The 26,403-nt window shown below is 70.7% G+C and carries 20 protein-coding genes; 2 read left to right on the forward strand and 18 right to left on the reverse strand.

The features are described from left to right. Positions 1 to 106: 106 nt before the first annotated feature. The 12 genes from ACWPN5_RS30610 to ACWPN5_RS30665 form a co-directional block, all read right to left on the reverse strand. Positions 107 to 2,251, reverse strand: coding sequence for a TonB-dependent siderophore receptor (locus ACWPN5_RS30610; RefSeq protein ID WP_492299310.1), 2,145 nt, complete (start codon positions 2,249 to 2,251; stop codon positions 107 to 109). A gap of 219 nt (positions 2,252 to 2,470) precedes the next feature. Beyond that, positions 2,471 to 3,337, reverse strand: coding sequence for a helix-turn-helix domain-containing protein (locus ACWPN5_RS30615; RefSeq protein ID WP_492299312.1), 867 nt, complete (start codon positions 3,335 to 3,337; stop codon positions 2,471 to 2,473). A 181-nt stretch (positions 3,338 to 3,518) separates the two neighbouring features. After that, entirely contained in the window at positions 3,519 to 4,328 is an 810-nt protein-coding gene (locus ACWPN5_RS30620; protein WP_200479913.1) for an NAD-dependent epimerase/dehydratase family protein, read from the reverse strand. A gap of 4 nt (positions 4,329 to 4,332) precedes the next feature. Beyond that, positions 4,333 to 4,782 (reverse strand): MarR family winged helix-turn-helix transcriptional regulator, encoded by a 450-nt coding sequence (locus ACWPN5_RS30625; RefSeq protein ID WP_200479914.1) that lies wholly within the window; start codon positions 4,780 to 4,782, stop codon positions 4,333 to 4,335. A gap of 90 nt (positions 4,783 to 4,872) precedes the next feature. Beyond that, positions 4,873 to 5,328, reverse strand: a complete 456-nt coding sequence (locus tag ACWPN5_RS30630) for a hemerythrin domain-containing protein (protein ID WP_200479915.1) — start codon at positions 5,326 to 5,328, stop codon at positions 4,873 to 4,875. A gap of 189 nt (positions 5,329 to 5,517) precedes the next feature. After that, complete coding sequence (locus ACWPN5_RS30635) at positions 5,518 to 8,706, reverse strand: efflux RND transporter permease subunit (protein WP_145683936.1); 3,189 nt, start codon at positions 8,704 to 8,706, stop codon at positions 5,518 to 5,520. Positions 8,707 to 8,865: 159 nt separating this feature from the next. Continuing rightward, complete coding sequence (locus ACWPN5_RS30640; protein ID WP_145683934.1) at positions 8,866 to 10,047, reverse strand: efflux RND transporter periplasmic adaptor subunit; 1,182 nt, start codon at positions 10,045 to 10,047, stop codon at positions 8,866 to 8,868. Between the two features lie 20 nt (positions 10,048 to 10,067). Beyond that, on the reverse strand, positions 10,068 to 10,919 hold the full coding sequence (locus tag ACWPN5_RS30645; protein WP_492299316.1) for an alpha/beta hydrolase: 852 nt from the start codon (positions 10,917 to 10,919) through the stop codon (positions 10,068 to 10,070). Positions 10,920 to 11,055: 136 nt separating this feature from the next. After that, positions 11,056 to 12,054 carry a LysR family transcriptional regulator gene (locus ACWPN5_RS30650; RefSeq protein ID WP_492299318.1) on the reverse strand — a complete coding sequence of 333 codons (999 nt, stop codon included), beginning with the start codon at positions 12,052 to 12,054 and terminating at the stop codon, positions 11,056 to 11,058. Between the two features lie 260 nt (positions 12,055 to 12,314). Then, entirely contained in the window at positions 12,315 to 13,601 is a 1,287-nt protein-coding gene (locus ACWPN5_RS30655) for an MFS transporter (RefSeq protein WP_492299320.1), read from the reverse strand. Between the two features lie 28 nt (positions 13,602 to 13,629). After that, complete coding sequence (locus ACWPN5_RS30660; RefSeq protein ID WP_492299322.1) at positions 13,630 to 14,820, reverse strand: acetyl-CoA C-acyltransferase; 1,191 nt, start codon at positions 14,818 to 14,820, stop codon at positions 13,630 to 13,632. A gap of 28 nt (positions 14,821 to 14,848) precedes the next feature. Continuing rightward, a complete protein-coding gene (locus ACWPN5_RS30665; protein WP_492299324.1) occupies positions 14,849 to 15,604 on the reverse strand; it encodes an SDR family oxidoreductase in 756 nt (251 codons plus the stop codon). A 126-nt stretch (positions 15,605 to 15,730) separates the two neighbouring features. Between ACWPN5_RS30665 and ACWPN5_RS30670 the strand changes: the two genes are divergently transcribed. Then, entirely contained in the window at positions 15,731 to 16,339 is a 609-nt protein-coding gene (locus ACWPN5_RS30670; RefSeq protein ID WP_492299325.1) for a TetR/AcrR family transcriptional regulator, read from the forward strand. A gap of 16 nt (positions 16,340 to 16,355) precedes the next feature. On the opposite strand, the gene ACWPN5_RS30675 is transcribed toward ACWPN5_RS30670, so the two are convergent. From ACWPN5_RS30675 to ACWPN5_RS30700, 6 genes are all read right to left on the reverse strand, one after another. Further along, complete coding sequence (locus tag ACWPN5_RS30675; RefSeq protein ID WP_492299327.1) at positions 16,356 to 17,144, reverse strand: ATP-binding cassette domain-containing protein; 789 nt, start codon at positions 17,142 to 17,144, stop codon at positions 16,356 to 16,358. Beyond that, positions 17,141 to 18,259: an SIP domain-containing protein gene (locus tag ACWPN5_RS30680; protein WP_492299329.1), complete on the reverse strand. Its 1,119-nt coding sequence runs from the start codon at positions 18,257 to 18,259 to the stop codon at positions 17,141 to 17,143. Before ACWPN5_RS30680 ends, ACWPN5_RS30675 begins: the two co-directional genes overlap by 4 nt. Then, positions 18,259 to 20,253, reverse strand: a complete 1,995-nt coding sequence (fhuB, locus tag ACWPN5_RS30685; RefSeq protein ID WP_492299331.1) for a Fe(3+)-hydroxamate ABC transporter permease FhuB — start codon at positions 20,251 to 20,253, stop codon at positions 18,259 to 18,261. The genes ACWPN5_RS30680 and fhuB overlap by 1 nt, the downstream gene beginning before the upstream one ends. Beyond that, complete coding sequence (locus ACWPN5_RS30690; protein ID WP_492299460.1) at positions 20,246 to 21,169, reverse strand: ABC transporter substrate-binding protein; 924 nt, start codon at positions 21,167 to 21,169, stop codon at positions 20,246 to 20,248. Before ACWPN5_RS30690 ends, fhuB begins: the two co-directional genes overlap by 8 nt. A 19-nt stretch (positions 21,170 to 21,188) precedes the next feature. After that, positions 21,189 to 23,423, reverse strand: a complete 2,235-nt coding sequence (locus ACWPN5_RS30695) for a TonB-dependent siderophore receptor (RefSeq protein ID WP_492299333.1) — start codon at positions 23,421 to 23,423, stop codon at positions 21,189 to 21,191. A gap of 121 nt (positions 23,424 to 23,544) precedes the next feature. Then, on the reverse strand, positions 23,545 to 25,197 hold the full coding sequence (locus tag ACWPN5_RS30700) for a cyclic peptide export ABC transporter (RefSeq protein WP_492299335.1): 1,653 nt from the start codon (positions 25,195 to 25,197) through the stop codon (positions 23,545 to 23,547). A 209-nt stretch (positions 25,198 to 25,406) separates the two neighbouring features. Here ACWPN5_RS30700 and ACWPN5_RS30705 point away from each other — a divergent pair, with 209 nt between their 5' ends. Next, the gene (locus ACWPN5_RS30705) at positions 25,407 to 26,402 is read left to right on the forward strand and encodes a FecR family protein (protein WP_492299337.1); all 996 of its coding nucleotides are present in this window, start codon (positions 25,407 to 25,409) and stop codon (positions 26,400 to 26,402) included. Position 26,403 lies beyond the last annotated feature (1 nt).

The following is a 26,403-nucleotide window of genomic DNA, read 5'->3' on the forward strand; positions in this document are numbered from 1 at the left end:
CGCCGCAGGCGTGGGGAGGGTGAGGGGGATGTCCGTAGCGGCACGTTCGGCAAAAGCGCAACCCCCTCACCCAAACCCTCTCCCCAGAGGGGAGAGGGAATTCACGTCACCACGTCATGTTGACGGTCAGCAAAGCCGTCCGGCCCTCGGCGTAACCGCAGGAGAACTGGGTCTGGCAGCTCGCCACATACTCCTTGTCGAACAGGTTGGTCACGGCGAGATTCACGCCCCAGGCGGCGGGCTTGTAGCCGATCCGCGCGTCGAAGACGGTGGCGGCGGGGACCTTCAAAGTGTTCTCGTTGTCGGCCCAGGACGAGCCGACGTAGCGCACGCCGCCGCCCACCGACACGCCGTCCAGCGCGCTTTCCCGGAAGGTGTAGTCGAGGAAGGCCGAGCCCTGGACCTGCGGCACGATGTAGGGGGTCTTGCCGATCAGCGCCGGGTTGGCGTCCTTCTTGATGTCGAGGTCGAGCGCGGTGAAGGAGGCGACCGCCTTCAGGTTCGGCGTGATGTTGGCCTTGGCCTCAAGCTCGATGCCGCGCGAGTTGACCTCGCCGAGCTGCGTCTCGGCGTTGAAGGCACCGGTCACCACGTTGGTGCGCGTCAGGTCGAACAGGGCCGCGGTGAAGATGGCGTCCATCCAGGCCGGGCGGTACTTGACGCCGACCTCGTACTGCTGGCCGGTCTCCGGCTTGAACACGCCGGCCACCGCCGACGATCCCAGCACCGGGTTGAAGAAGGTCGAGGCGCTGACATAGGGGGTGATGCCGTTGGCGAACTCGTAGGCCAGACCGGCGCGCCCGCTGAACTTGCCGTCCTTGCCGTCGTAGGCGGGCGTGCCGTCGGCATCGGTCGAGGCGATGTCGTAGCGCCCGTTCAGCGTCACCAGGAGGCCCTGGCCGAAGCGCATCTGGTCCTGCAGATAGACGCCGAGCTGACCCATCGTCAGCTCCTGGTCGATGTAGGAGAAGCGCTGGCCCTGCGCGGCGCCGTAGACCGGGTTGGTGGCGCTGATCGGCGTGGCCGAGCCGGACGCCTGCACCTGATCCATCTTGAAATACTTGTAGTCGACGCCAACCAGCGCCGTGTGGGCGACCGGACCGGTCTGCCACTTGGATTCGAGCTGGTTGTCGATCAAGAAGGTGTTGACCTTGGTCGTGTGCTCGAAATTGATGCGCGACAGCAGGTTGTCCGGGTCGGTCGGCACCGCCGAGAAAGCGTTGTAACCGTAAGGGTAGACCGAGACCTCGTGGACCCGGCTGTAGCCGTAGCGGGCGTTCTGGCGGAAGGTCAGGTCGTTGTCGAAGCGATGCTCGAACTCGTAGCCGACGGAGGCCTGCCGGCGCCGATAGGTGTCGATGTCCGGCTCGGTGAAGTTGGACTCGCGGTCGATGCGCCCGAAGGGGGCCGGCTTCACCGTGCCGACATAGGGCAGGAAGGCGCCGCCGTTGTGCGTCTCGTCGATGTCGGTGTAGTTGCTCAGCACCGTCAACGTGCTGCGCTCGTTCGGCGACCATTTGAAGCTGGGCGAGATGGTGCCGCGGAAGCCGTCGGCGAAGTCGGTGTAGCTGTCGCCGCCGGCGATGCGCCCGGTCAGCCGGTAGCTCAGCGTCGGGTCGATGGCGCCGCCGACGTCCACGCCGAGATGGGCGGTGCCGTGCTGGTTGATCCCCGCCTCGACCGAGCGCACCGGCGTGTCGCCGGGCCGCTTGGTGACGTAATTCACCAGACCGCCGGGGTTGCTGCCGCCGTAGAGGACGGAGGAGGCGCCGCGCAGCACCTCGATCCGCTCCAGCGTGTAGCTGTCCACGAACTGGCCGCCGAAACCGTAGCTGTAGAGCTGGAGCCCGTCCTGGTAAATGCCGGTCTGCGTCGCCTGGAAGCCGCGGATGAAGATCCAGTCGGTGTCGCTGTCCGAGCCGAAGGGCTGGCTGAAGACGCCGGGGGTGTAGCGCAGCGCCTCGTCCACCTTCTGCGCGCCGCGGTCGTCCATCTCCTCGCGCCCGATCACCGAGACGGACTGCGGGACCGCCTCCAGCGGGATGTCGGTCTTGGAGCCCGTGGCCGAGCGGGCGGGCACGTAGCCGCGGACCGGGCTGGTCGCAGTGTCGGCGGCCCGGCTGCCCTCCACGGTCACCGGAGCCAGAACCGCCGGGGCGGTGGCGTCCTGCGCCTGGGCGAGCGCCGGCACCAGCAGGGCGACGAGCGCCGTGCCGTTCAAGAGGAGGCGGGCCCGTCGCTTGTCGGACATTCGCTTGTTGGAAATATCACTCATCGCAATCGGCCTCGGACTGTATGCGGCATCCGCGAAACGCCTTCGGACCGGTGGGTCCCGAAGAGCCTGCGTTGTTGCGAATGATTAGCATGTGCATGAAGCGGCGCGATTGAACGGTCTTTGGACGGGTTGGACGATCTTCCGGCATTCGTCGGTGCCAAGGTGCCTCGGGCGGTGCGTCGGGCAGCGCCCGGCTCAGCCGGTGTGGTTGCGCAGCCACGCGGCGGGCGTGGTGCCGACGATCTGGCGGAAAACGCGCGTCAGATGCGCTTGATCGGAGAAGCCCGCCATCACCGCGGCCGCTGCCAGCGTCATGTCCGATCCGGTCAGCAGGCTCTTGGCCCGTTCCACACGGACCCGCATCTGCCATTTGTGGGGCGGCAGGCCGGTCGAGGCCTTGAAGGCGGTGCAGAAATGGGTGGTGGACAGCCCGGTCAGTTCGGCCAGTTCCTGCAGGCGGATGGGGCGGCTGCAATGCTCCTCAATGTAGTCGGTGACGCGCTTCAACTGGCGCGGCGGCAACTGGCCCCGCTTGCGGTCGGCGACGGGTTCCGCCTGCGCGAGGCCGACGAACAGCGCGGCCATCAGGCTCTCGCCATAGAGATCGTGCAGGTTCCCCGACGTCCGGCACTCCGCGGCGATCAGGCGGGCCAGAGCGAACAGGCGCTCATCCGCGAAATTCAGCCGCGGCCGCTCCATGCCACGGACGTCCAGCCCCTCCGCGACGCGGCCCCCCAGCACGGACATGTCGAAATGGAGGTCGAGATGGGTGAGCCGGCGGACGTTCACCGTGCGCGACCACACCCGCAGGCCGGCGGGCACGTAGCTCAAAGGCTCGCGTCGGCTGAGCCGGCCGGCCTCGCCGCGGCCGGGCGCGGCCGTGACGTGCAGGCCGCCTTCCCCCACCTGATCGAGGACGACGACCAGCCGCGGAGCCTCGGACACATACTCGCCCTGGCCGTTCCGGTCGCAGGCGACGTTCCAGATGTCGGCGATCATCCCGTTCCAGGCGCGCCACTGAAGGTCACCCAGGATGGTGATCCCTTCCGTGCTGCTTTGCATTCTGGGATGGAACGGCATGGATCGGCCTCCCAGCCACCGGATTGAACAGACCCCCGGAATCCTCCCCCGAGCCGCCAGACCTATAGGGCAAAAGGCAATTGCGAACAAGTCGCATTCTTACTTGCCGCCCCGGCCAGCCGGTGGAGAGGGGGCAAGGGCGCGACGAACCCTGAATTCCCGGTCACATCAACCCTTCCTGAAGGGCTTGGTGGACCGTTCTCACCGTCGGGCGAAAGCCGAGACGGCGCGCGAGGGATGCATCGACGTGCAGATGCCAGGGATGTGGGAGGGGCTCGGCACGCGACGCCAGTCTTGTCTCCAGCACCCCGGCAAGCTCGAGGATGGACATCGGCGCGTCGTCGGCAACATTGACGATGCGCCGATCGAACACCCCGTTCAAAGCCAGCGTCATCGCCGTGGCGATGTCGCGGTGATGAATGGTGCTCATCCGATGCGCCGGATGCCAGTCGCCGACGTGTTTCGGGAGCGATTCGAGATGCCCGTCCCCATCGCCGTAAACGAACGGAAAGCGGACGATGGACCAGGTCAGGCCGCTGTCCCGCAGGACGTTTTCCGCCGCCACCTTGCTTGCGGGATAGGCCTGTTTCGGATCGACCGGGTCGTCCTCCCGGCCGGGATGCGGGGTGTCGATGTCGTAGACGTGGCTGGTGCTCGACAGGATGAAGCGCGCCTCCGGGGCGTGCGCTTTCACCGCGGCGATCAGGTTGCGGGTTCCGTCGAGGTTGCTCCGCCAGATGAGGTCCGTGTCCTGGGTGCGGAAGACCGCCGCCAGGTGCACGACCGCCGAGACGCCGCGGACGGCGTCCGGCAGCGTCGACGGGTCGAGAATGTCGCCCGTCACGGCGGTTGCTCCGGCGGGACAGGGCTTTCCGGCCCGCAGCAGCAGCCGGCAGGACCGTCCCGCTTCGATCATCCGCGGGACGAGCCGCTCACCGACCAGCCCCGTCGCTCCGGTGATCAGGATCGTCATCGGCTCACTCCTTGCGCAGAAGGTTGTTCAGGCGTTCGGTCGCCGTTTGCAGGACACGGATCGTCGTGGCCAGCTCGGCCTCGTCGATGCCGCCGAACGCGGCGTCGTGAATGAACGAAAGATCGGGAAGCTCACGCCACAGGGCTTCGCCCGCGGCGGTGAGCGTCAGAAGTCGCTGGCGCTGGTCGTTCCCGCTCGATGTCTGGCACACCAGCCCCTTGCGGACGAGCGTGGCGACGATTCCGCTCAAGGTCGCCCGTTCGAGTTCAAGCACCCGCCCGAGATCGCGCTGAACGGTCGGGCCGACATGCGCCAGATGCCAGAGCACGTACCATTGGGTCGATCCCAGATCGTACGGCCGCAGGGTGGCGTCCATGAGGGCGCGGCCGGCGAGGTAGCACCGCTTCGTCCACGCTCCGACGGTCGGATGCCCGGCGTCGCTCCGCTGATCCATGACAGGCAAGCTCCCCATAATTCGTTCGCTACCTAGCAATATTCGCAAGGTAGCGAACGAACTGTCAAGAGGGAGGCGTGGGCACCGTCGTCAGCGATTGGCCGTCTTGTCGGCAAGGGCGGTGCGGTCGATGACGTCGTACAGCTCAAGATCCTCACGGGCGATGCGGTGCTTGAGCGCGGTCACCACCTCCCGCGTTTCGCGGACGAAGGTTTCCGGGTCCTTGGACACGGCCAGCGGGCCGGGCCAGCTGGACCGGTAGCGGTCGAAGCGGGCCCGCAGGCTGCCCATTTCGGCCTGGAAGCGCGCCGCCGTGGCGCGGAGCGCCGGGGTCGGGTGGGTCAGCAGGCGCGGGTAGAGCGCGCTGTCCTCCAGCGACAGATGGACGGTGAACACACCGAACAGGTCGCGGACCGCCGTGGCGAGGGCGGCGGCGTTCGCCACCGGGGACGGCGCCGCCAACAGGGAGTCGATCCGGTCGACGAGCTGCCCGACGGTGGCGTGGTGATGGCGGTACAGGGTGGTGCTGATGGCTGCACTGGACATGACGAGGTCTCCAACCGGGGCCGCCGACGGATGGGCGGTGCGTGACGGTGAGAGTGCCGGCGGGAGCCTCGCCGTTCGTTGTGCCAGAGCAAGCAGAGTGAGGGTCGGCGAAGAAACGACGCGGCGGGGAGCGGGGCGCTCGGCCCCGGCTCCCCGCCGCGCTGGAGGCGATGGTGCGGTCAGGGACGCTCAGTCGTCCCCGTGCCCGTGAGCCAGCGCCGAACCGGTCGGCACCGCCGCCGCCGGCTTGCCGGCCCCGACCATCGTGCGCAGCAGGACGTAGAAGACCGGGGTCAGCAGCAGGCCGAACAGGGTGACGCCGATCATTCCGGCGAACACCGCCACGCCCATCGCGTGGCGCATCTCCGAGCCGGCGCCGGTCGAGGTGACCAGCGGCACCACGCCCATGATGAAGGCGATCGAAGTCATCAGGATGGGCCGCAGCCGCAGCCGGCTGGCCTCGATGGCGGCCTGGACCACGCTGCGCCCCTGATGCTCCAGCTCGCGGGCGAACTCGACGATCAGGATGGCGTTCTTTGCCGACAGGCCGACCAGCACCATGAAGCCGATCTGCGTGAAGACGTTGTTGTCGCCCCCCGTCAGCCACACCCCGGCCAGCGCCGACATCAGGCTCATCGGGACGATCAGCAGGATGGCCAGCGGCAGGGTCAGGCTTTCGTACTGGGCGGCCAGCACCAGGAAGACGAGCAGGATGCTGATGGGGAAGATCCACAGCGCCGCGTTGCCGGCCAGGATCTCCTGATAGGTCAGGTCGGTCCATTCGAACCGCACGCCGCGCGGCAGGGTCTCCTGGGCGATGCGCTCCGCCGCCGCCTGGGCCTGGCCGGAGGAATAGCCGGGGGCCGGGCCGCCGTTGATGTCGGCGGCGGTGTAGCCGTTGTAGCGCACGACCATCTCCGGCCCGTAGCTCTGCTTGACGGTGACCAGCGAGGAGAGCGGCACCATGTCGCCCTGGGCGTTGCGCGTCTTCAGCAGGCCGATGTCGGCTGATTCGGCGCGGAAGGGCGCGTCCGCCTGGACGCGGACCTGATAGACGCGGCCGAAGCTGTTGAAGTCGTTCACATAGAGCGAGCCCAGATAAATCTGCATGGTGTCGAACACCTCGCCGATGGGCACGCCCTGCTGCTTGGCCTTCACGCGGTCGAGATCGACGTCGAGCTGCGGCACGTTGATCTGGTAGCTGGAGAAGGCCGGCCCCAGCTCCGGTGTTTCCATGGCCTTCTTCAGGAAGGAGCCGACCGCCGCGTTCAGCGCCTCGTAACCCAGCGCGCCGCGGTCCTCGATCTGCATCTTGAAGCCGCCCAGCGTGCCGAGGCCCATCACCGGGGGCGGCGGGAAGATGGCGACGAAGGCCTCTTTCAGCCCCGCGTAGCGCTTCTGCAGATCACCGGCGATGGCGGCGGCCGACAGCGACGGGTCCTTGCGCTCGGCGAAGGGCTTCAGCGTGACGAAGACGATGCCGGCGCTGGAGCTGTTGGTGAAGCCGTTGACCGACAGGCCGGGGAAGGCGACGGCGCTCTGCACGCCGGGGCGGGCCAGCGCGATGTCGGTCATCTCGCGGATCACCGCCTCCGTGCGGTCGAGCGAGGCGCCGTTGGGAAGCTGGGCGAAGCTGATGAGATATTCCTTGTCCTGCGCCGGGACGAAGCCCATCGGCACGGTGCGGCCGAGCAGCACGGTGACGCCGAGCAGCCCGACATAGACCAGCATCATCAGCCCCTTGTGCCGCACCACCCCGCCGACGCCGCGGCCGTAGCCGGTCGAGGCGCGGTGGAAGACCCGGTTGAACAGCCGGAAGAAGCCGCCGAAGACCTTGTTCATGGCGCGGGTCAGCCAGTCCTGCGGCTGGTCGTGGCCGCGCAGCAGGACCGCCGCCAGGGCCGGCGACAGGGTCAGCGAGTTGAAGGCGGAGATGACGGTGGAGATCGCGATGGTCATCGCGAACTGCTTGTAGAACTCGCCGGTCAGGCCGCTCATGGCCGCCAGCGGGACGAAGACGGCGACCAGCGTCAGCGCGATGGCGATGATCGGGCCGCTGACCTCCTGCATGGCGCGGTAGGTGGCTTCCTTGGCCGACAGGCCGTTCTCGATGTTGCGCTCGACGTTCTCGACGACGACGATGGCGTCGTCCACGACGATGCCGATGGCCAGCACCATGCCGAACAGCGACAGCGCGTTGATCGAGTAGCCCAGCCCCAGCATCAGCGAGAAGGTGCCAACGATGGACACCGGAACCGCCAGCAACGGGATGATCGAGGCGCGCCACGTCTGGAGGAAGACGATGACCACCAGAACGACCAGGGCGACGGCTTCCAGCAGGGTGTGGATCACCGCGTCGATGCTGGAGCGGACGAACTGCGTCGGGTCGTAGACGATGCTGTAATCGACGCCGTCCGGCATGTCGGCCTTGAGGTCGGCCATGGTCGCCCGGATGGCGTCGGAGATGGCCAGCGCGTTGGCGCCCGGCGACTGGTTGATGCCCAGCGCCACCGCCGGCTTGTTGTCGAGCAGCGAGCGCAGGCCGTACTGCGCCGCCGCCATCTCGACGCGGGCGACGTCGCGCAGCAGGGTGACGCCGCCCTGCTCCCCGGTCTTCAGGATGATCGCGCCGAACTCCTCAGGCGTCGTCAGGCGCCCTTGCGCGTTGATCGAGAGCTGGAGGGGCGTGTCGGGCAGGGAGGGGGAGGCGCCGATGACGCCCGCCGCGACTTGGACGTTCTGCTCGCGGATCGCCGCCACCACATCGGACGCGGTCAGGCCGCGCTGGGCGACCTTGTTGGGGTCGAGCCAGACGCGCATGGAATAGTCGCCGGCGCCCCACACCTGCACCTCGCCGACGCCGCTGATCCGGCTCAGCCGGTCCTTGACGTTCAGGATGGCGTAGTTGCGCAGGTAGGTCATGTCATAGCGGTCGTTGGGCGACAGCAGATGAACGACCATGGTCAGGGTGGGCGAGCTTTTGACCGTCGTCACGCCCAGCCGCTGCACGTCGGACGGCAGGCGCGGCAACGCCTGCGCCACCCGGTTCTGCACGAGCTGCTGCGCCTTGTCGGGGTCGGTGCCCAGCCGGAAGGTCACGGTCAGCGCCATGTTGCCGTCGCTGTTGGCCTGCGACTGCATGTACAGCATGTTTTCGACGCCGTTGATCTGCTCCTCCAAGGGGGAGGCGACCGTTTCGGCGATGACCTTGGGGTTGGCGCCCGGGAACTGGGCGCGCACGACGACCGACGGCGGAACGACCTCCGGGTATTCGGAGATGGGCAACTGGAACAGCGAGATCGCTCCCGCCAGGAACAGCGCCACCGACAGCACGCCCGCGAAGATCGGGCGGTCGATGAAGAATTTCGAGATGTTCATGATGGCCTTCCCAGCGGGCGGCATGGAGTTTGGACGCAAGACCCCCTCCCTCCCACTCCTGGCGGAGCGGGGCCCTCCCTCCCCCGCTACGCGGGAGAGGGTCTGCGACGGACTCCCTCTCCTGCAAAGCGGGGGAGGGTTGGGGAGGGGGCGGGGCTGTTACTGGTTCGCGGCGGTCTCGATGGCGTCCGCCGGCTTGCCCATCGCCACGGTCTTCGGGCTGATGCGGGCGCCGGGGCGGGCGTGCTGGACGCCGTTGACGACGATGCGCTCCCCGGCGGCAAGGCCGCTCTTGACCACCCGCAGCCCGTTCTGCGCGGCGCCGGGAATGATCTCGCGGTACTGCACGGTGTCGTCGCCGCCGACCACCAGGACGAATTTCTTGTCCTGGTCGGTGTTGATGGCGCGGTCCTCGACCATCAGCGCGTCGTGCGGGGTGCTGCCGCCGACCTTGACGCGGGCGTAGAGGCCGGGGACCAGCATGCCGTCCGGATTGTCGAACTTGGCGCGCACGCGGATGGTGCCGGACACGGAATCGAGCCGGTTGTCCACATGCTCCACCGTGCCGCCGCGCGAATAGCCGCTCTCGTTGGCGAGGCCGAGCTGGACCGGCACGTCGGCGGCGTCCTTCACGCTGGCGATGTGGCGCAGGTAGGTCTGCTCATCGACGTCGAAGGAGGCGTAGATCGGCGAGACCGAGACCAGGGTCGTCAGCGGGGCGGCGGAGGCGCCGGACGCCACGACGTTGCCGACCGTCGCCTCGGCGCGCGAGACGCGGCCGGAGATCGGGGCGGTCACCTGGGTGTGCTCCAGGTCGATGCGGGCGAGGTCGAGGGCCGCCTGCGCCGCCTTCAGGTTGGCGCCGGCCTCGCGGGCGGCGTTCTCCTTCTCGTCCAGAGTCTGGCGCGAGACGGTGTTGTTCTGCACGAGCCGCTGGGCGCGGTCGAGGTCGGCGGTGGTGAAGCGCACCGCGGCCTGCGCGGCGGCGACCTGGGCCTCGGCGCGCGCGACCTCGGCGACGTGGGGGCGCGGGTCGATGGTGAAGAGGGGATCGCCCTTCTTCACCAGGGCGCCGTTGCGGAAATGCACGGCGGTGATGGCGCCCGACACCTGCGGGCGCACCTCCACCCGGTCGACCGCCTCCAGGCGGCCCGAGTAGGACTGCCAGTCGGTGATCTTGCGGGCGACAACCGGCGCCACGTCCACCTCGGGTGGCGGCGGGGCGGCGGCGGACGCCGCGGGGGCGTCGGCGCGGCCCTGGGTGGAGACGACGCCGGCGACACCGGCGGTCGCGGCGCCGACGGCGAGAAGGAGGGCGAGCTTCGAAGGAGACAACGACATGGGACCACTCTCCTGGGGAGTCAGACGGGGACGCCACGGCCGTCCGCGGAGGACAGGCGGCGGCGGAAAAAGTCGGCGACCGCCAGCAGCGCCGGGCGATGGCCGGGCAGGGCGGCGTGCGAAATGGCGGGGAAGCGGGTGACCTCGGTGGGCACGCCGGCTCCGATCAGGTTGGCGGCGTACTGCTCCGCCTCGATGCGCAGGACGTCCTTCTGCGCGGTGACGATCAGCGTCGGCGGCAGCCCGGCCAGCCGGCGGGAATCCAGCGGTGCGGCGTAGGGGTGCACGCGCTGCGCCGCGTCGGGCAGATAGGCGCGGTAGCAGCGGGCGTAGGCGGTCGCCGGAACGTCGCACTGCATGGCCTGGGCGTCGCCGGCGCGGGTCAGGCTGGGGTCCAGCATCGGGCCGAGCAGGGCCTGCGCGCGGATGTCCACCTCGCCCTGGTCGCGGGCGAGGAAGGTCAGCGAGGCGGCGACATGGCCGCCGGCGTCGTGCCCGGCGACGCCCAGCCCGCCCTTGGCGATGTTCAGGTCGCGGGCTTCGGCCAGGGTCCACAGCGCCGCCTGATGGGCGTCGTGGGCGGCGGTGGGGAAGCAGTGGGCCGGGGCCAGGGAGTAGCCGACCGAGACGACCAGCGCCGGCACGCTCTCCGCGATGGCGGCGGCGGCGGTCTCGGCCTCCTCCAGCGAACCGGAGGTGAAGCCGCCACCGTGCAGATACAGCAGGGCCGGGACGGTCAGCCCGATCAGCGGCCGGTAGAGCCGCAGCCGGATGTCCTGGGCGTGGCCGGCGATGGTCCGGTCATCGACCGAAAGCCGGCACGGCTCCGTCCCGGTACTGCGTGTGTTCGACTGATCCGACGAGCGGCCCATGATCCGACGGTGCCCCGGCACCCCTCCCGCATTGCAACAGGAGGGAGTGTGGGCGTTTGACCGGTCGGAATAAATACGCGGTCAATGGCAACACAATTCGGATCGGATGAACAATCCGATCCACATGAGGCCCGGCTCACACCACGCAGAGACGGGTACCCTCCGGTTCCGCGGTGGCGGGAGCCGGCTTGGGCTTTTCCCGCTCCGGGCACTCGTAGCCGTCGATCTCCTCGCCTTGCATCAGCGGGCAGCCCTCGAACAATTCGGCGACCCAGTCGACGAAGGCGCGGACCTTGGGCGACAGGTGGCGGTTGTGCGGGTAGAGCGCGGAGATCGGCATCAGGGCCGGGCGCCACTCCTTGAGGATCTCCACCAGGGCGCCGCTGCGCAGGTGGGGCAATGCCATGAAGCGGGCGGTCTGCCCGATGCCCAGCCCCTCCAGCGCGCAGGTGACGTAGGCGTCGGCGTCGTTGACCGAGACCGGGCCGTTCAGCTTCACCTCGTGGATGACGCCGTCGCGCTCAAAGCTCATCTCGTGCATCTTGCCGGTGCGCGTGAAGTAGTTGACGGCGCTGTGGCCCTCCAGCTCCTCGATGGTCTTGGGCGTGCCGTGGCGGGCGAGATAGGCCGGGCTGGCAACGGTCACCGGGCGGAAGGCGCCGACCCGGCGGGCGATCAGGCTGGAATCCACCAGATCGCCGACGCGCAGCACGCAGTCCACCCCCTCCTGGATCAGGTCGATGGGGCGGTCGCTCATCCCGATCATGATCTCGATGTCGGGGTAGCGGGCGTGGAACTCGTGGATGGTCGGGATGATGATGAGCCGCCCGACCGAGCCCGGCATGTCCACCCGCAGCCGCCCGCGCGGCGTCTTGCGGGCGCTGGTGAAGGAGGTCTCGATCTCCTCCAGGTCGGAGAGGATGCGGGTGGCGCCCTCCAGATAGGCGGCGCCGTCGAGCGTCAGGCTCAGCTTGCGGGTCGTCCGCTGGAGCAGGCGCACGCCGAGCGCCGCCTCCAGATTCTGGATGGTCGTCGTCACCGAGGCGCGCGGCAGGCCCAGCGTGTCGGCGGCCTTGGTGAAGCTGTTCACCTCGACGACGCGGACGAAGACGCGCATCGCGTGCAGTTTGTCCATGGTCGGTCCATCGACGCAGTGGGGGCGGTCCGCACACAAACGGAGCGGGCCGGGTTGCGCCTATCTAAGCACAGCCCGGCGCGAAGTCGATGGGGCTTTAATTGTCCCCTCTCCCCTCTGGGGAGAGGGTTAGGGTGAGGGGGTTGCGCTTTTGCCGAACGTACCGCTGCGCGCATCCCCCTCACCGGCCCTTCGGGCCACCCTCTCCCCAGAGGGGAGAGGGTTACTGCGCCAGCGTGGCAACTCTTGATGGGGCTCCCTCAGGTGGCCGGCGCCGGCTTGGCGGCCGGGGCGCGGCCCAGCGTCGGGACCAGCAGCGCGGCCCCCAGGCAGAGCAGCCCGGCGATGAAGAAGGCCGGCAGGTAGCTGTCCAGCGTGCTGCGGGCGTAGCCGGCTCCGAAGGCGGCGCAGGCGGCGCCGATCTGGTGTCCGGCGAAGACCCAGCCGAAGACGAGGTTGGCGCGCTCCCGCCCGAAGCGTTCCGCCGTCAGCCGGACGGTCGGCGGCACGGTGGCGATCCAGTCCAGCCCGTAGAACACCGCGAACAGCGACAGGCCGTAAAGCGTGAAGTCGGAATAGGGCAGGAACAGCAGCGACAGCCCGCGCAGGCCGTAATACCAGAACAGGAGCCAGCGGTTGTCGTAGCGGTCGGACAGCCAGCCCGAGGCGACCGTGCCGACGAAGTCGAAGACGCCCATCAGCGCCAGCAGGCCGGCGGCCCGCACCTCCGGAACGCCGAAATCGACGCAGAGCGGGATCAGGTGGGTCTGGATCAGCCCGTTGGTGCTCGCCCCGCAGATGAAGAAAGTGGCGAACAGCACCCAGAAGACCCGCGTCTTCGACGCGTCGCGCAGGGCGCCCAAGGCGGCGGCCACCACCGAACCGGCGGGCGGCGGCGGGGCGGTCGCCGCCCCCTCCTCGCCATAGGCGGCCAGCCCGAGGTCGGACGGACGGTCGCGCATCAGGGCGAGCACGGCCAGCGCCGCCACCCACAGCAGCCCGCACAGCAGCGCCAGCGCCACGCGCCAGCCCATCTGCTCGGTCAGCATCGACAGCAGCGGCATGAAGACGAGCTGCCCGGTGGCCGAGCTGGCGGTCAGAAGCCCGACGACCAGCCCGCGCCGCCGGCTGAACCAGCGCGTCGCCACGGTGGCGCCCAGCACCATGGCGGTCAGGCCGGTGCCGAAGCCGACGACGAAGCCCCACAGCAGGATCAGCTGCCAGACCTCGCGCATGGCGAGCGACAGCAGAAGCCCGCCGCTGACCAGCGTCAGCGAGGACAGCACCATCCGCTTGACGCCGTAGCGGTTGATGAGCGCGGCGGCGAACGGCCCCATCAGGCCGAACAGCAGCAGGCGGATGGCGAGTGCTATGGAGATGTCGGCGGTGGACCAGCCGAACTCGCGCTGCAGGGGCAGCAGGAGGACGCCGGGGGCGCCGACCGCACCCGCCGACACCAGCATGGTCAGGAAGGTGACGCCGACGACGGCCCAGCCGTAATGGACGTTGCGCCGCGCCAGCGCGGCGGCGACGGGGGAGGACAGCATGGATGGGGTTCCGGTCTGGCGGAAAGGGTCAGGCGGGCCGTTCGACCGCGATGGCGGTGGCCTCGCCGCCGCCGATGCACAGGGAGGCGACGCCGCGGCGCAGCCCCCGCGCGGCCAGCGCGTGCAGCAGCGTCACGATCAGCCGCGCGCCGGTGGCGCCGATGGGATGGCCGAGCGCGCAGGCCCCGCCGTTGACGTTCAACACGTCGCGCGGAATGCCGAGGTCGCGTTGCGCCGCCATGGCGACGACCGCGAAGGCCTCGTTGATCTCGAACAGGTCGACGTCGTCGACACCCCAGCCGACGCGGTCGAGCAGCTTGCGGATCGCCGGGATGGGTGCGGTGGTGAACCAGGCCGGGTCCTGGCTGTGGGTGGCGTGGCCGAGGATGGTCGCCAGCACGGGCAGCCCCTCGCGCTCGGCCAACGAGCGGCGGGTGAGCAGTAGCGCCGCCGCCCCGTCGGCGTTGGCCGAGGAGCTGGCCGCGGTGATCGTGCCGTCGCGGCGGAAGGCCGGCTTCAGGCCGGGGATCTTCTCCGGCGCGACCTTCAGCGGGTTCTCGTCGTCGGCGACAGTCCGCTCCCCGCCCTTGACGGCCAGGGTGACGGGCGCGATCTCGGCGGCGAAGGCGCCGCTCGCGATGGCGGCGCGGGCGCGGGTCAGCGTCTCGACGGCGTAGGCGTCCTGCTCGGCGCGGGTGAAACCGTAGAGGTCGGCGGTCGCCTCGCCGAAATCGCCCATCGGGCGCCCGCCCTCATAGGCGTCCTCCAGCCCGTCGAGCATCAGGTGGTCGAGGATGCGGTCGTGCCCGATGCGGTAGCCGCCGCGGGCCTTGGCCAGCAGGTAGGGCGCGTTGGACATCGACTCCATGCCGCCGGCGACCACGAGGTCGGCGGAGCCGGCGCGGAGCAGGTCGTGGGCGAGCATCGTCGCCTTCATGCCGGAGCCGCAAACCTTGTTGACGGTGGTGGCGCCGGTGGCGTCGGGCAGACCGGCGCCGCGCGCCGCCTGCCGGGCCGGCGCCTGCCCCTGGCCGGCGGGGAGCACGCAGCCGAGCAGGACCTCGTCCACACGCTCCGGCGCCAACCCGGCGCGGCTCAGCGCCGCACGAACGGCGTGGGCGCCCAGCGCGTGGGCGGGCAGGGCCGACAGCTCCCCCTGGAAACGGCCGAGCGGCGTGCGCGCGGCGGACACGATGACGACGGGGTCGAGGGTTTCCATGATCGCGAACTCCTGAATGGGGTGAGGATCACTGCACCGTCAGGCCGCCGTCGATGTTGATCGACTGGCCGGTGATGAAGGACGCGGCGTCGGAGCACAGCCAGACCACGGTGTCGGCGACCTCGCGCGGCTGGCCGACGCGACCGACCGGGTGCAGCGGGCCGAGCGCCGCGTTGACCGCCTCCTCGCCGCCGAAGGAGCCGGCGCTCATCGGCGTCTGGATGATCGCCGGGCAGACGGCGTTGACGCGCACGCCGGACTTGGCGACCTCGATGGCGACGCTGCGGGTCATGCCCTCGACCGCCGCCTTGCTCGCGGAATAGACGCTGTTGCCGGCCAGACCGATCTGGCCCAGCACCGAGCCGGTGGACACGATGGCGCCCTTGCCCTGCCGCAGCATGATCGGCAGCTCGTGCTTCAGGCACAGCCAGACGCCCTTGATGTTGACGGCGACCATGCGGTCGAAGTCGGCCTCCGTCGTGTCGGCCACCGACCGGCCGAAATGGATGCCGGCGTTGTTGAAGGCGTAGTCGAGCCGGCCGTGGTCCTGCTCGATCCGGGCGAACAGGGCGGCGACCTCCCCGGCGTCGGCGACGTCGGCCTGGACGAAGACGGCGCGCCCGCCGGCCTGCCGGACGAGGTCCACCGTCTCCAGCCCCTCCGCCTCGCGCCGCCCGGTGACGATGGCTGTAGCGCCCGCCTTGGCGAAGGCCAGCGCGGTCGCCCGCCCGATGCCCGAGGTGCCGCCGGTGACCAGGGCCACGCCGCCGCTCATATCCGTCATTGTCCTCTCCACGCTCGCTGGGTTATGATGATGGTCATCATGAATGGACTTATTCATGACGTCCATCATGAATATCGCCGCGACCTCCCACGGTGGAGGCGTGGCAGCCATGCACAGGGTGACGACGTGAAGGTTTCCAAGGAAAAGGCGGCGGAGAACCGGGCCGCCATCGTCAAGGCGGCGGGACGCCTGTTCCGCGAGCGCGGATTCGACAAGGTCGGGGTGGCGGAGATCACCAAGGCCGCCGGGCTGACCCACGGCGGTTTCTACGGCCATTTCGCCTCGAAGGACGCGCTGGCCGCCGAGGCGTGCGAGGCCGCCTTCGCGGAGAGCCTCGGCCGGCTGCCCGCCGACGAGGCGTCGCCGGAGGGGGCGCTCGACGCCTTCCTGACGCGCTATCTGAGCGACCGGCACCGCGACCGTCCGGACGCCGGCTGCCCGATGGCCGCCTTCGCCGGGGAGGTGGCGCGGCAGGACCTGGCGGTGCAGGAGCGCTTCGGGGCCGGCGTCGAGCGCTTCTTCGCGGCGGTGGAAGAGCGCTTGCCGGAGCGGAGCGGGGAGGGGGGCACCGGTCGCCGCGACCGCGCCATCGCCATCGTGTCGGCTCTGGTCGGCGGCATGGCGCTGGCCCGCGCCACCGCGCCGACCGATCCGGACTGGTCGGCGGAGATCCTGGCGGCGTTGCGCCGTCAGCTCGGCATCCTGGGAAACGGCGTGGGAAGCGGCGGGGCGTGAGCGCGCCCGCCGGTGCTCAGCGCACCAGCGCGACCGGCTCGCCGCTGTCCGGGTGGGGGATCACCGCCATCGGCACCCCGTAGATGGCGTCCAGCCGGGCCGGCGTCATGATCTCGGCCGGGGGGCCGCGGTCGATCAGCCGCCCGCCCTGCAGGGCGACGATGTCGTCGCAGAAGCGCGCCGCCATGTTCACGTCGTGCAGCACCGCGACCACCCCGATGCCGCGCTCGCGCGACAGGCGGCGGACCAGGGCCAGCACCTCCACCTGGTGGGCGACGTCGAGCGCCGAGATCGGCTCGTCGAGCAGCAGGCAGCCGGCGTCCTGCGCGATCAGCATGGCCAGCCACACCCGCTGCCGCTCGCCGCCCGACAGGCTGTCGACCAGCCGGTCGGCGAAGGGCGCGGTGTCGGTAAGCGCCAGCGCTTCCTCCACCTTGCGGGCGTCCTCCGCGCGGAAGGCGCCGAGCGCGCCGTGCCAGGGATAGCGGCCGAGCGCCACCAGTTCGCGCACCAGAAGCCCGGATGCCGCGGGCATGTGCTGCGGCAGGTAGCCGATGCGGCGGGCGAGGGCGCGCTGTTTCCAGCGGTCCAGGGGCCGGCCGTCGAACAGCACCCGCCCGCCGCTCGGCGGCTGCTGGCGGGCGAGGATCTTCAGCAGGGTCGATTTGCCGGAGCCGTTGTGGCCGATCAGGGCGGTCACCCGGTGGGGGAAGAGGTCGCAGGACGGCAGGTCGAGCAGCAGGCGCCCCGGCAGGGCGAAGCGCACCCCGTCGAGGCGGAACATCGGCTCCATGGCGGTCGTCATGCGGAGGTCCCGTTGGCCGACGTTCCCGGCGGCGTGCGCCGCCAGTAGGCGACGGCGAGCATGCGGTCGCGGTCGATGCCGCAGCCGCGCAGATGCTCGCGCAGCCGGGCGAGGTCGTCGAACTCGCAGGCGACCCAGGCGAACAGGGTGGCGCTGTCTGCCGGGAGGGGCAGGGCGCGCACCGCCTCGACCAGCGGGCTGGCCACCGCGGCACCGCGGCGGTGCAGCCAGCGGACGGCGAACCCCGTGGGAGCGCGGAGCGGCAGTTCGTCCGCCGCGTCCTCCACCTCGATCAGGGCGGTGCCGCGGGCGTCGTCGGGCAGCTCCTCCAGGATGCGGGCGATGGCGGGAAGGGCCGTCTCGTCGCCGGCCAGCAGGTACCAGGAGGCCGGACGGACGCCAAGCCCGTAGGGGCCGGACATGCCGCAGAGGTCGCCGGGCCGCGCCCGCCGGGCGAAGTCGGCGCCGGGGGCCTCGCCGGAATGGCCGTCATCATGGCGGTCGTCCTCGTGCAGGACGACGTCGATGTCCAGCTCACCGGCGTCGGCGTCGACGCGCCGCAGGGTGTAGTAGCGGACCGCTGGCCGGCGCTCGGGGGCGGGCAGGACCGGCCGCCCGTCGGGACTGGGGCGCGGCCAGGACGGCGCCTCCAGCCCCGGCGGCGGCAGGTAGAGGCGGACATGCAGGTTGTCCGACGTCGCGAAGCGGCCGAGATCCCGGCCGCGGAAGGTGATGCGGCGCAGGCGCGGGGTCAGGTCGCGGACGGCGGCGACGCGGATTTCGCGGAAATCGGCGAACAAGGCCCCGGTCTCGACGTCGCCGGTCCAGACGATCGCCGCGTCCTCCCTGAGCAGGCCGAGCAACTGCTCGGTGACGGAGCCGCGGAACCGCTCCAGGAGGCCGCGGTCGTCCGACTCCGCCCGCAGACGCAGCGCGTCCGTGCCCACGGTCAGCGTCAGGCGGCCGAACGGTCCGTCCGTCGTCCGGCGGTCGCCGTCGCGGGTGAAGGTCAGGCCGTAGGGCTCGGAGGCGGCGACCAGCCAGTCCGCGGCGGCGGCGGGGGTGCCGGGGAGGCGGTCTTGGGAAATCGCGGTGTCGCAGGAGAAGCGGGGCATCAGCGCCGTCCCAGAAGCCAGAGGAGGAAGGGGCCGCCGATCACGGACGCGAGCAGCCCGGCCGGCACTTGATAGGGGAAGATCACGCTACGTCCAAGCCAGTCGGCCGCCAGCATGGCCAGCCCGCCGAGCATGGCGGAGCCGAAGAGATGGGCGGCCGCCCGCTGCAGGCCGAGCATGCGGGCGAGGTGCGGCCCCATCAGCCCGACGAAGCTCAGCGGCCCGACGATCAGCGTCGCCGCCGCGGTCAGCAGCGCCGACAGGCTGAACAGGACGGCGCGGCTGAGCGGCGGGCTGACCCCCAGCGCCGCCGCCACCCCGCCGCCGAGCGGCAGCAGGTCGAGCCAGCGGGCGACGAAGGGGATGGCGGCGACGGCGATCCCGGCCAGCAGCAGCGCCGCCAGCGCGTCGGTCGGGCCGACCATGTAGGTCGAGCCGGACAGCCAGGTGACGAGCGTCTGCAGGCGCGGGTCGTGCCCGGCCATCAGGACGGCGACGACGACCCCGGAGATGGAGCTGGTGGCGATCCCGGCCAGCAGCAGCCGGTCGGGCGAAAAGCCGTCCCTGCGGCCGAGCGCCATCATCGCCGCCAGCACCGCCGCCGCTCCCGCCCCGCCGGCCAGGATCTGGGCGCCGCGGCCGGGGGTTTCGGCCGAGAACATCAGAACGATCACACCGAGGATCGCGCCGGAGGACACGCCGAGGATTTCCGGCGCCGCCAGCGGGTTGCCGGTCATCCGCTGCAGCGTGGCGCCGGCCACCGCCAGCATCGCCCCGCCGGCCAGCGCCGCCAGCGCCCGCGGCATCCGCCAGGGCTCCACGGCGGCAAGGGCGTCGCCGACGCTCCACTCCCAGCCGTCCGGACCGCGGCCGGCGGCGACCGCCGCCCACAGGGCCAGCGGCAGCAGCAGGGCACCGGCGGCGAGCAGCAACGCCGGGCGGTGCGCCCGCGGCGGCGATGCTGTGGCGGCCGTGACCGGCGGTGCCGCCGTGCGCAGGCGGGGCAGCAGCCACAGCAGCATCGGCACGCCCAGCACCGCGGTGACGGCGCCGGTCGGCAGCTCGCGGTAGGTGACCGGGGCCAGCAGCACCAGGGCGTCGGTCGCCCACAGCAGGGCGGCGCCGCACAGCGTCGCCCAGAGCAGGCGCGGACCCAGCCGGCGGGCGCCGGCCATGCCGACGATGGTCGGGGCGGCCAGCCCGACGAAGCTGACCACGCCGACGGCGGCGACGCTCAACGCCGCCAGCATCACCGCGATCACCAGACCGGCCAGCCGGGCGCCCGCCACCGACAGGCCCAGGCTGCGCGCCCCGCCCTCGCCGAGGCCGAGCAGGACCAGCGGACGCAGCACCAGCGCGGCGGCGAGCGCCAGCACGGCCAGCCGCGGCGCCAGGAAGGCGGCCGTGCCCCAATCCTGCTGGTCGAGGAAGCCGGCGCCCCACAGGAACAGGCCGATCAGCAGGTCGTGGTTGAACAGCACCATCACGCCGCTGACCGACCCGGCGTAGAGGCTGAGGACGAGGCCGGCCAGAACGACGGTGACCGGCGACAGCCCCTTGCGCCAGGACAGCGCCAGCAGCGCCGCCGCCGACAACCCGGCGCCGGCCAGCGCCACCCATTCCCGCCCCAGCGCCAGCGCCTCGGGCAGCCACAGCGTGGCGACGGCGAGCGACAGGTGGGCGCCGGCGGAGATGCCCAGCGTGGCGGGCTCGGCCAGCGGGTTGCGCAGGACCTGCTGGAGGATGGCCCCGGCCAGCCCCAGCGCCGCCCCGACCAGCAGGGCGACCGCGAAGCGCGGGAACAGGACGTAATGGGCGGCGAGCTGGTCGAGCCGTCCCGGGTCGGGAGCGACGAGCGCCCGCCACCACAGCTCCGGCGGCACTTGCCGCTCAAGGACAAGGGCGGAGACCAGCCCGGCCAGCAGGAACAGGCCGACGACCGGCCAGGCGGGACCGAAGCGGCGGGACGGGGGTGCCATCGCGGTGTCAGCCATGATGCGGCGCGAGCCCTTCGCCGAGCAGGCGGGCGAAACGCTCCGCCGCCGGGACGCCGCCGTAGAACAGGATGGGCGGCAGGATGGTGACCCGGCCCTCGCGCAGGAAGGGCAGCCCGGCGAACAGCGGCAGGGCGGCCAGCGCCTCCAGCGCCCGCCCGCCCTCGCTGCCGATGTTGACCAGCCCGGCATCGGGGCGCCCGGCCAGCCGGTCCATGGTCACCGTGGCGTGGCCATAGGGGCCGCTGGGGCCGGTCCAGGCGTTCGCGATCCCCAGCCGGTCGAGGACGTCGTGATAGAGGCTGTTGCGCCCGTGGATGAGGACGCGCCGCCCGTCGAGGACGCTGAGGATGTGGAGCGGGCGGCGCTCCCATCCGGACAGCCGGTCGCGCGCCGCCGCCAGAGTGCGGTCGAGCCGGGCGACCGCCCGCTCCGCCGCCTCCGGCACGCCGAGACCGACGGCCAGACCGCGCAGCGCCGCGACGGCGAAGGCGAGTTGCCCGCCCGGCTCCCCATCCCCGTCGGACCGGGTGTCGAAGGGCGGATGGACGGTGACAGGGGCGATCCGTTCCAGGCGGCCCTGCACCGCCGACAGCGAGCCGTCGCCGACGAAACGCGCCGGGGCCAGCCGGTCGAGCAGCTCCAGGTTCGGCTCCGCCCGCGCGCCGATGTCCGGAACGCCGTCCGGAACCGCCGGTTCGACCACCGCCCGGCGGTAGCGGTCGATCTCGGGGAGGCCGCGGGGGGTGATGCCCAGCGCCAGCAACGCCTGCGCGCTCGTCCAGTCGAGCGCGCAGAGTCCGCCGTCCGTCCTTCGCTCCGCCGACCATGCGCCGCCGGCCATCAGGCCGACCGGCAGCAGGGCGGCGGTGCGGAGAACGCGGCGCCGGCCGACGGTGCCGTTGATGCCGGGCATCGGGGACAAGGGGCCGGCCTTACCAGCTGTACTTCAGCGTCGCCAGGATCTGGCGGCGGTTGCCGTACAGCACCGTGTTGTCGTAGAAGCCCGGCGCATAATACTTCTTGTCGGTCAGGTTGCTGACGTTGAGCGCGGCGCTGGCCCCCGCCAGCTCCGGACGCAGGGCGCCCAGGTCGTAGCGGATGGCGGCGTCGATCAGCGCGTGCTCGGGGATGGACGCGGTGTTGGCGATGTTCTTGGACGAGCCGACATAGCGCACCCCCGCCCCGAGGCCGAGCCCGTCGAGCGGACCGGACCGGAAGGTGTAGTCGCCCCAGGCCGAGGCCATGTGGCGCGGAATCCCCTTCGGGCGCAGCCCGACCGAGCTGGTGGAGGAACCGACGGCCGGGTTGTCCTTGGTGATCTCGGCGTCGATGAAGGCGTAGGAGGCGATCAGGCTGAACGCCTCCGTCAGCGCCATCTTGCCCTCCAGCTCGACGCCGCGGCTGCGGATCTCGCCTTCCTGCACCGCGTAGCCGCTGTAGAGCGGGTCGTTGGTCGACACGTTCTGCTGGGTGATGTGGTAGAGCGAGGCGGAGATGAAGCTGGTCCAGCCGGTCGGCTGGTACTTCACGCCGACCTCGTACTGCGTGCCGGTGGTCGGCTTGAAGGTGCCGCCGCCGCGTTCCGGGGCCAGCGTGCCGGTGGACGGCTGGAACGAGGTCGCGTAGCTGGCGTAGGGCGCGATGCCGTTGTCGAAGACGTAGCCGAGGCCGGCGCGCCCGGTGAAGTCGTGGTCGCGCGTGGTCTGGAAGCCGTTGGAAAGATAGTCGACCTCCTTGCCGACCACCCAGTCCTGACGGCCGCTGAGCGTCAGGATCCAATTGTCGTAGCGCAGCTGGTCCTGGAGGTAGGCGCCGATCTGCGACAGCTTGCTCTTCCCGTTCACCCAGGGGTCGGCGTAGAGGAACTCCGTCCCCGGATAGGTCGGGTTGAAGATGTCGACGACCAGCGAATTCAGCGTGTTCCGCCGTGTCTCCTTGCCGGAGTAGTAGCCGTAATCGACGCCGGCCAGAATGGTGTGCGAGACGGGGCCGGTGGTCAGCTTGCCCTGGATGTTGCTGTCGATCAGGTAGGTGTCGGTGTTCTTCGGACGGTCCTGCAGGCCAACCGGGTAATAGCGCCCGTCCACCAGCTCGACCGGCCATTCGGTGCTGAAGGAGGACTGGAAGCTCACCCGCGAATGCATGTAGCGGGCGTTCTGGTGGATGGTCCAGCTCGGGCTCAGCTCATGCTCGACCTCGTAGCCGATCGACGTGTTCTTCACCCGCCAGTCGGACACGCCCGGAACGCCGAAATAGAGGTCGGTGCCGATCAGGTCGAGCGCGCTGCGCGGGATGCTCTGCTCCGACCCGCTCATCTTCAGCGACTGGTAGCTGGCGAGCAGGGTCAGCTTGGTCCTGTCGGTCGGCTTGAAGGTCACCGCCGGCGCGATGTAGAGGCGGTCGTCCGGCGCGTGGTCGACCTGGGTGTCGGACAGGCGGCCAAGCCCGGTCAGGCGGTAGAGCACCTTGCCCTCGCCATCGACCGGCCCGCCGAGATCGAAGGCGGCCTGACGGCGCTTGTAATTGCCGGTCTGCAGCTGGATTTCGTGCAGCGGCTCGGCGGTCGGCCGCTTGCTGGTCAGGTTCACGACGCCGCCGGGCGCGGTCTGGCCGAACAGGACCGACGAGGGGCCCTTAACGATGTCGACGCGCTCCAGCCCATAGGGCTCGAAATTGGTGTCGTAATTGTTGAAACCGGCCCGCAGCCCGTCGCGGTAGATGCCGAACAGGCTGAAGTCGCGGAAGCCGCGCATCGAGAAGTCCGGGGCGCCGGGGCCGCCCGGATAATCGACCACGACGATGCCGGGCGAGTAGGCCACCGCACCGCCGAAATCCTGCACGGCGCGCTGGTCCAGCTCCTCGCGGGTCACGACGGAGATGGTCTGCGGAATCTCGATGAGCGGCGTGTCCACCTTGGTGCCGACGGCGCTGCGCGTCGCGACATAGCCGTCGGTGCCGCCGACCACGCCCTGCACGGTGATCGGGGCGAGAACCGTGGCGTTACCGCCGGTCGATCCGGCATCCGGCTGCTGCGCCAGTGCGGCGGACTGAGGCGCCAGCGCCGCCATTCCGGCCATCGTCGTCGCCAGCAGGAAAGCCTTCAGACGCCCGCGCGTGCCCGTCGCCGGACGGCCGGCCGCTCCGGCCAGCCCAACCCCAATCTCCATGTCCAAACCCCCGAATGACTCTCGATCCGGCGGGTTCCGCGTCCTGCGAAACCCGTCTCCTGGCTCTAAGACGAAGGGGGTAGGCGGAACTTAAGGGGATTTTTCCGCCGGCGTGAATTTTTTAGCGGGCGAACTCGTCCTGGGCGACCATTCCGGCGGTCAGCCGGAGCAGATGGTCGGCCACGCCGAAGTAGCGGTCGTCGTGGGAGATGACGATGATCGTCTTGCCCATCGCCTTCAGGCTGGGCAGCAGCTCTGTGTAAAAGATCCGGCGGAAGGCCGGGTCCTGGTCGGCGGCCCATTCGTCGAACACCAGCACCGGCCGCCCGTCCGTCCAGGCCTGGAGCAGGGCCAGCCGCTTGCGCTGTCCGGTGGACAGGTCGGTCGTGCTGAACACCCCGTCGACCAGACTGACCTTGTGGGCGATCTCCAGCCGCTCCAGATAGGCCTGGGCCTCCTCCGGCACGGTTCCGCCCGCCTGGATCAGGTCGTCGAACAGGAAATAGTCGGCGAAGATGGTGGTGAAGAGCTGGCGGTAGTCGTCGCGGGTCTCCGGCGTCACCGGTTCGCCGTTCAGCAGGATCTCTCCGTCCTGCGGGGCGTAGAGGCCGAGCAGCATCTTGATCAGCGTGGTCTTGCCGCAGCCGTTCTCGCCGACGATGAACAGGATCTCGCCGCGTCCGACGCGCAGCGACACGGGGCCGAGCACGAAAGGTTCCTCGCCCGGCCCGGCCGGCGGGTAGGCGTAGCGGGCGTCACGCAGCTCCAGCGAGTCGATGGTTTTGGGCGGAGGACCGGTGTCCTTCATCAGCAGATGCGGCTCCGGCGAGGCGAAGGCCGCCGACAGCTCGGCGATGCGGCGGAAGGCGACCTGGGCGCGGCTGACGATGGGCAGGGTGCCGATCAGATGCTCCAGCGGCCCCTTCATGTAGAGCAGGACCAGGATGAAGCCGCTGAGCGTCCCGCGGTCGGTGCTCGGCCACAGCGCCTCGACGCCGAGCGCCACGCCGATGACGATGAAGAACAGGGTGGAGCCGAACCCCTTGGCGACGACGAAGAGGGTGATCGAGCGGATCTGGACCTCGCAGATGCGGTCGATGGTCCCGCGCAGCGCCTCGCTTTGCAGGCGCAGCCGGCGCGGCCGGTTGATGCGCAGCTCCTTCGCCCCTTCCGCCAGCGAGCGGTAGTGCTTCTGCAACTCGTCCTCGTGGGCGCGCGCCTCCTGGAACCCCTCGATGCCACGGCCGCGCGCGACGTACTGCACGGCGCTGCCGATCAGGATGGCCGCCGCCGTCGCCAGGAACATCGGCCAGGACAGCAGGGCCAGATAGACGAGGCTGCCCAGCGTGACGCTGAGCGACACCGCCAGCGGCGCGAAGACGAAGGCGAAGTCGCTGATGGTGTCCACGTCGTGGGTCAGCACCGGGATCAGGCGGTGGCTGCGGTAGCGCTCCAGCCGGTCGATCGGTGCGGTCAGGATGCGGTCGCCCAGATCCTTGCGCAGCCGGGCGATGACCCGCTGCCCGATCCGGTTGGTGCCGATGTCGGACAGGACCGACCCGGCCAGCGCCATGGCGCACAGCCCGGCGAAGGCGAGCAGGAGCCCGGCGCCGGGGCTGTCGCCGGCGTGCAGGATGCGGTTGATGGCGGCCAGCAGCCCGGTCACGCTGAGCCCGCCCAGCACACCCAGCAGGGTGGCGGCGGTCAGCAGCGGCCAGAAGGGGCGCAGGAGGTGAAGCAGCGCGGACAGGCTGGAACGGGGGGACGTCGGCATCGGGGTTCCTGGGGGACGGGGCGACAGGCGGCCGCGCGACGACCCCGCCGGGAAGGCGGACGCGCACGGCCCTTGACGACTAGGACGAACGAGCGGGGCAAAACTGAAGCGGCGCCGGCGGAGCGGTCGCGGCGATCCGCCCCGTCTTGCGGTGTGGTCCCGGTCTGCCCTATAGCTGGCACACGATTTCCGGAGCCGAGCGCGCCTGTATGCCTCCGTCCCATCCTTCCGACGACGACCGCGTGACCGAAGAGGCGGCGGACTGGTGCCTGCGCCTGCAAGCGGAGCAGGTGAGCGACGCCGACCGGGCCGCCTTCGCGCGCTGGTGCCGGGACGACCCGCGCCATCTCGCGGAGTTCGACGCGATGCGGGAGCTGTGGGGTTTGTCCGCCGGGCTGCGGCCGCGGGTGACCGCGCCCCCCGCTCCGGCCCGGCCCGTCGCGGCGGCGCGCTCTCCCAGTGTCCGGGCGCCGAAACAGCGGCGTTGGGCGCTGGCGGCCTGCGTCGCGGCGGTGCTGGCCGTCGGCTGGCCGGTGGGCTGGTCGTTCGGTGTGCTGCCCGGCACGGTGGACGTCTTCCTCGGCGGCGACCGGCACCGTGTGGTCGATCTGCCCGACGGCTCGACGGTGGACCTGAACGTCCGCACCACTCTGTTCTACGCCCAGTTCCGCGACCGCCGCAGCGTGCTGATGGACCATGGCGAGGCCTATTTCGCCGTGGCAAGCGACGCCGCGCGGCCCTTCACCGTCTTCACCGCCGCCCATCGGGTCCGGGTAACCGGGACGCGGTTCAACGTCTGGGCCAACGACGGCGAACTGGCCGTGACGCTGGCCGAGGGCGCGGTGACGGTGAGCGCCGCCGCCGCCGCCGCGGGCGAGGAGCCCCTGCGGCTGACGCCGGGCCAGCAGGGCCGCTTCGCCCGCGACAGCCGGTTCGGCAGCGTCGCGCGCGTCGATCCGGCGCGGGTCCTGTCCTGGCGCGAGGGCAAGCTGGTGTTCGACGACATTACCCTGGCCGAGGCGGTCCCGCTGCTGAACCCCTATCTGGCGCAGCCGCTGCGCTTGGCCGACCGCCGGGTCGGGGCGATGCGCATCGGTGGCGTGTACGACGTCGCCGACCTCGACCGCGTGGTGGCGTCGCTGCCGCGGGTGCTGCCGGTGACGATCGCCGCGAAGGACGGCACGCTGCTCCTCTCCGCCCGCTGAG

The sequence above is a fragment of the Azospirillum sp. UENF 211521 genome (genome assembly GCF_058780535.1).

Excerpts from the sequence above, each read along its gene's own strand:
- ACWPN5_RS30610 (WP_492299310.1), bottom strand. The coding sequence starts at position 2,251 with ATGTCCGACAAGCGACGGGCCCGCCTCCTCTTGAACGGCACGGCGCTC.
- ACWPN5_RS30615 (WP_492299312.1), bottom strand. The coding sequence starts at position 3,337 with ATGCAAAGCAGCACGGAAGGGATCACCATCCTGGGTGACCTTCAGTGG.
- ACWPN5_RS30620 (WP_200479913.1), bottom strand. The coding sequence starts at position 4,328 with ATGACGATCCTGATCACCGGAGCGACGGGGCTGGTCGGTGAGCGGCTC.
- ACWPN5_RS30625 (WP_200479914.1), bottom strand. The coding sequence starts at position 4,782 with ATGGATCAGCGGAGCGACGCCGGGCATCCGACCGTCGGAGCGTGGACG.
- ACWPN5_RS30630 (WP_200479915.1), bottom strand. The coding sequence starts at position 5,328 with ATGTCCAGTGCAGCCATCAGCACCACCCTGTACCGCCATCACCACGCC.
- ACWPN5_RS30635 (WP_145683936.1), bottom strand. The coding sequence starts at position 8,706 with ATGAACATCTCGAAATTCTTCATCGACCGCCCGATCTTCGCGGGCGTG.
- ACWPN5_RS30640 (WP_145683934.1), bottom strand. The coding sequence starts at position 10,047 with ATGTCGTTGTCTCCTTCGAAGCTCGCCCTCCTTCTCGCCGTCGGCGCC.
- ACWPN5_RS30645 (WP_492299316.1), bottom strand. The coding sequence starts at position 10,919 with ATGGGCCGCTCGTCGGATCAGTCGAACACACGCAGTACCGGGACGGAG.
- ACWPN5_RS30650 (WP_492299318.1), bottom strand. The coding sequence starts at position 12,054 with ATGGACAAACTGCACGCGATGCGCGTCTTCGTCCGCGTCGTCGAGGTG.
- ACWPN5_RS30655 (WP_492299320.1), bottom strand. The coding sequence starts at position 13,601 with ATGCTGTCCTCCCCCGTCGCCGCCGCGCTGGCGCGGCGCAACGTCCAT.
- ACWPN5_RS30660 (WP_492299322.1), bottom strand. The coding sequence starts at position 14,820 with ATGGAAACCCTCGACCCCGTCGTCATCGTGTCCGCCGCGCGCACGCCG.
- ACWPN5_RS30665 (WP_492299324.1), bottom strand. The coding sequence starts at position 15,604 with ATGACGGATATGAGCGGCGGCGTGGCCCTGGTCACCGGCGGCACCTCG.
- ACWPN5_RS30675 (WP_492299327.1), bottom strand. The coding sequence starts at position 17,144 with ATGACGACCGCCATGGAGCCGATGTTCCGCCTCGACGGGGTGCGCTTC.
- ACWPN5_RS30680 (WP_492299329.1), bottom strand. The coding sequence starts at position 18,259 with ATGCCCCGCTTCTCCTGCGACACCGCGATTTCCCAAGACCGCCTCCCC.
- fhuB (WP_492299331.1), bottom strand. The coding sequence starts at position 20,253 with ATGGCTGACACCGCGATGGCACCCCCGTCCCGCCGCTTCGGTCCCGCC.
- ACWPN5_RS30690 (WP_492299460.1), bottom strand. The coding sequence starts at position 21,169 with ATGCCCGGCATCAACGGCACCGTCGGCCGGCGCCGCGTTCTCCGCACC.
- ACWPN5_RS30695 (WP_492299333.1), bottom strand. The coding sequence starts at position 23,423 with ATGGAGATTGGGGTTGGGCTGGCCGGAGCGGCCGGCCGTCCGGCGACG.
- ACWPN5_RS30700 (WP_492299335.1), bottom strand. The coding sequence starts at position 25,197 with ATGCCGACGTCCCCCCGTTCCAGCCTGTCCGCGCTGCTTCACCTCCTG.
- ACWPN5_RS30705 (WP_492299337.1), top strand. The coding sequence starts at position 25,407 with ATGCCTCCGTCCCATCCTTCCGACGACGACCGCGTGACCGAAGAGGCG.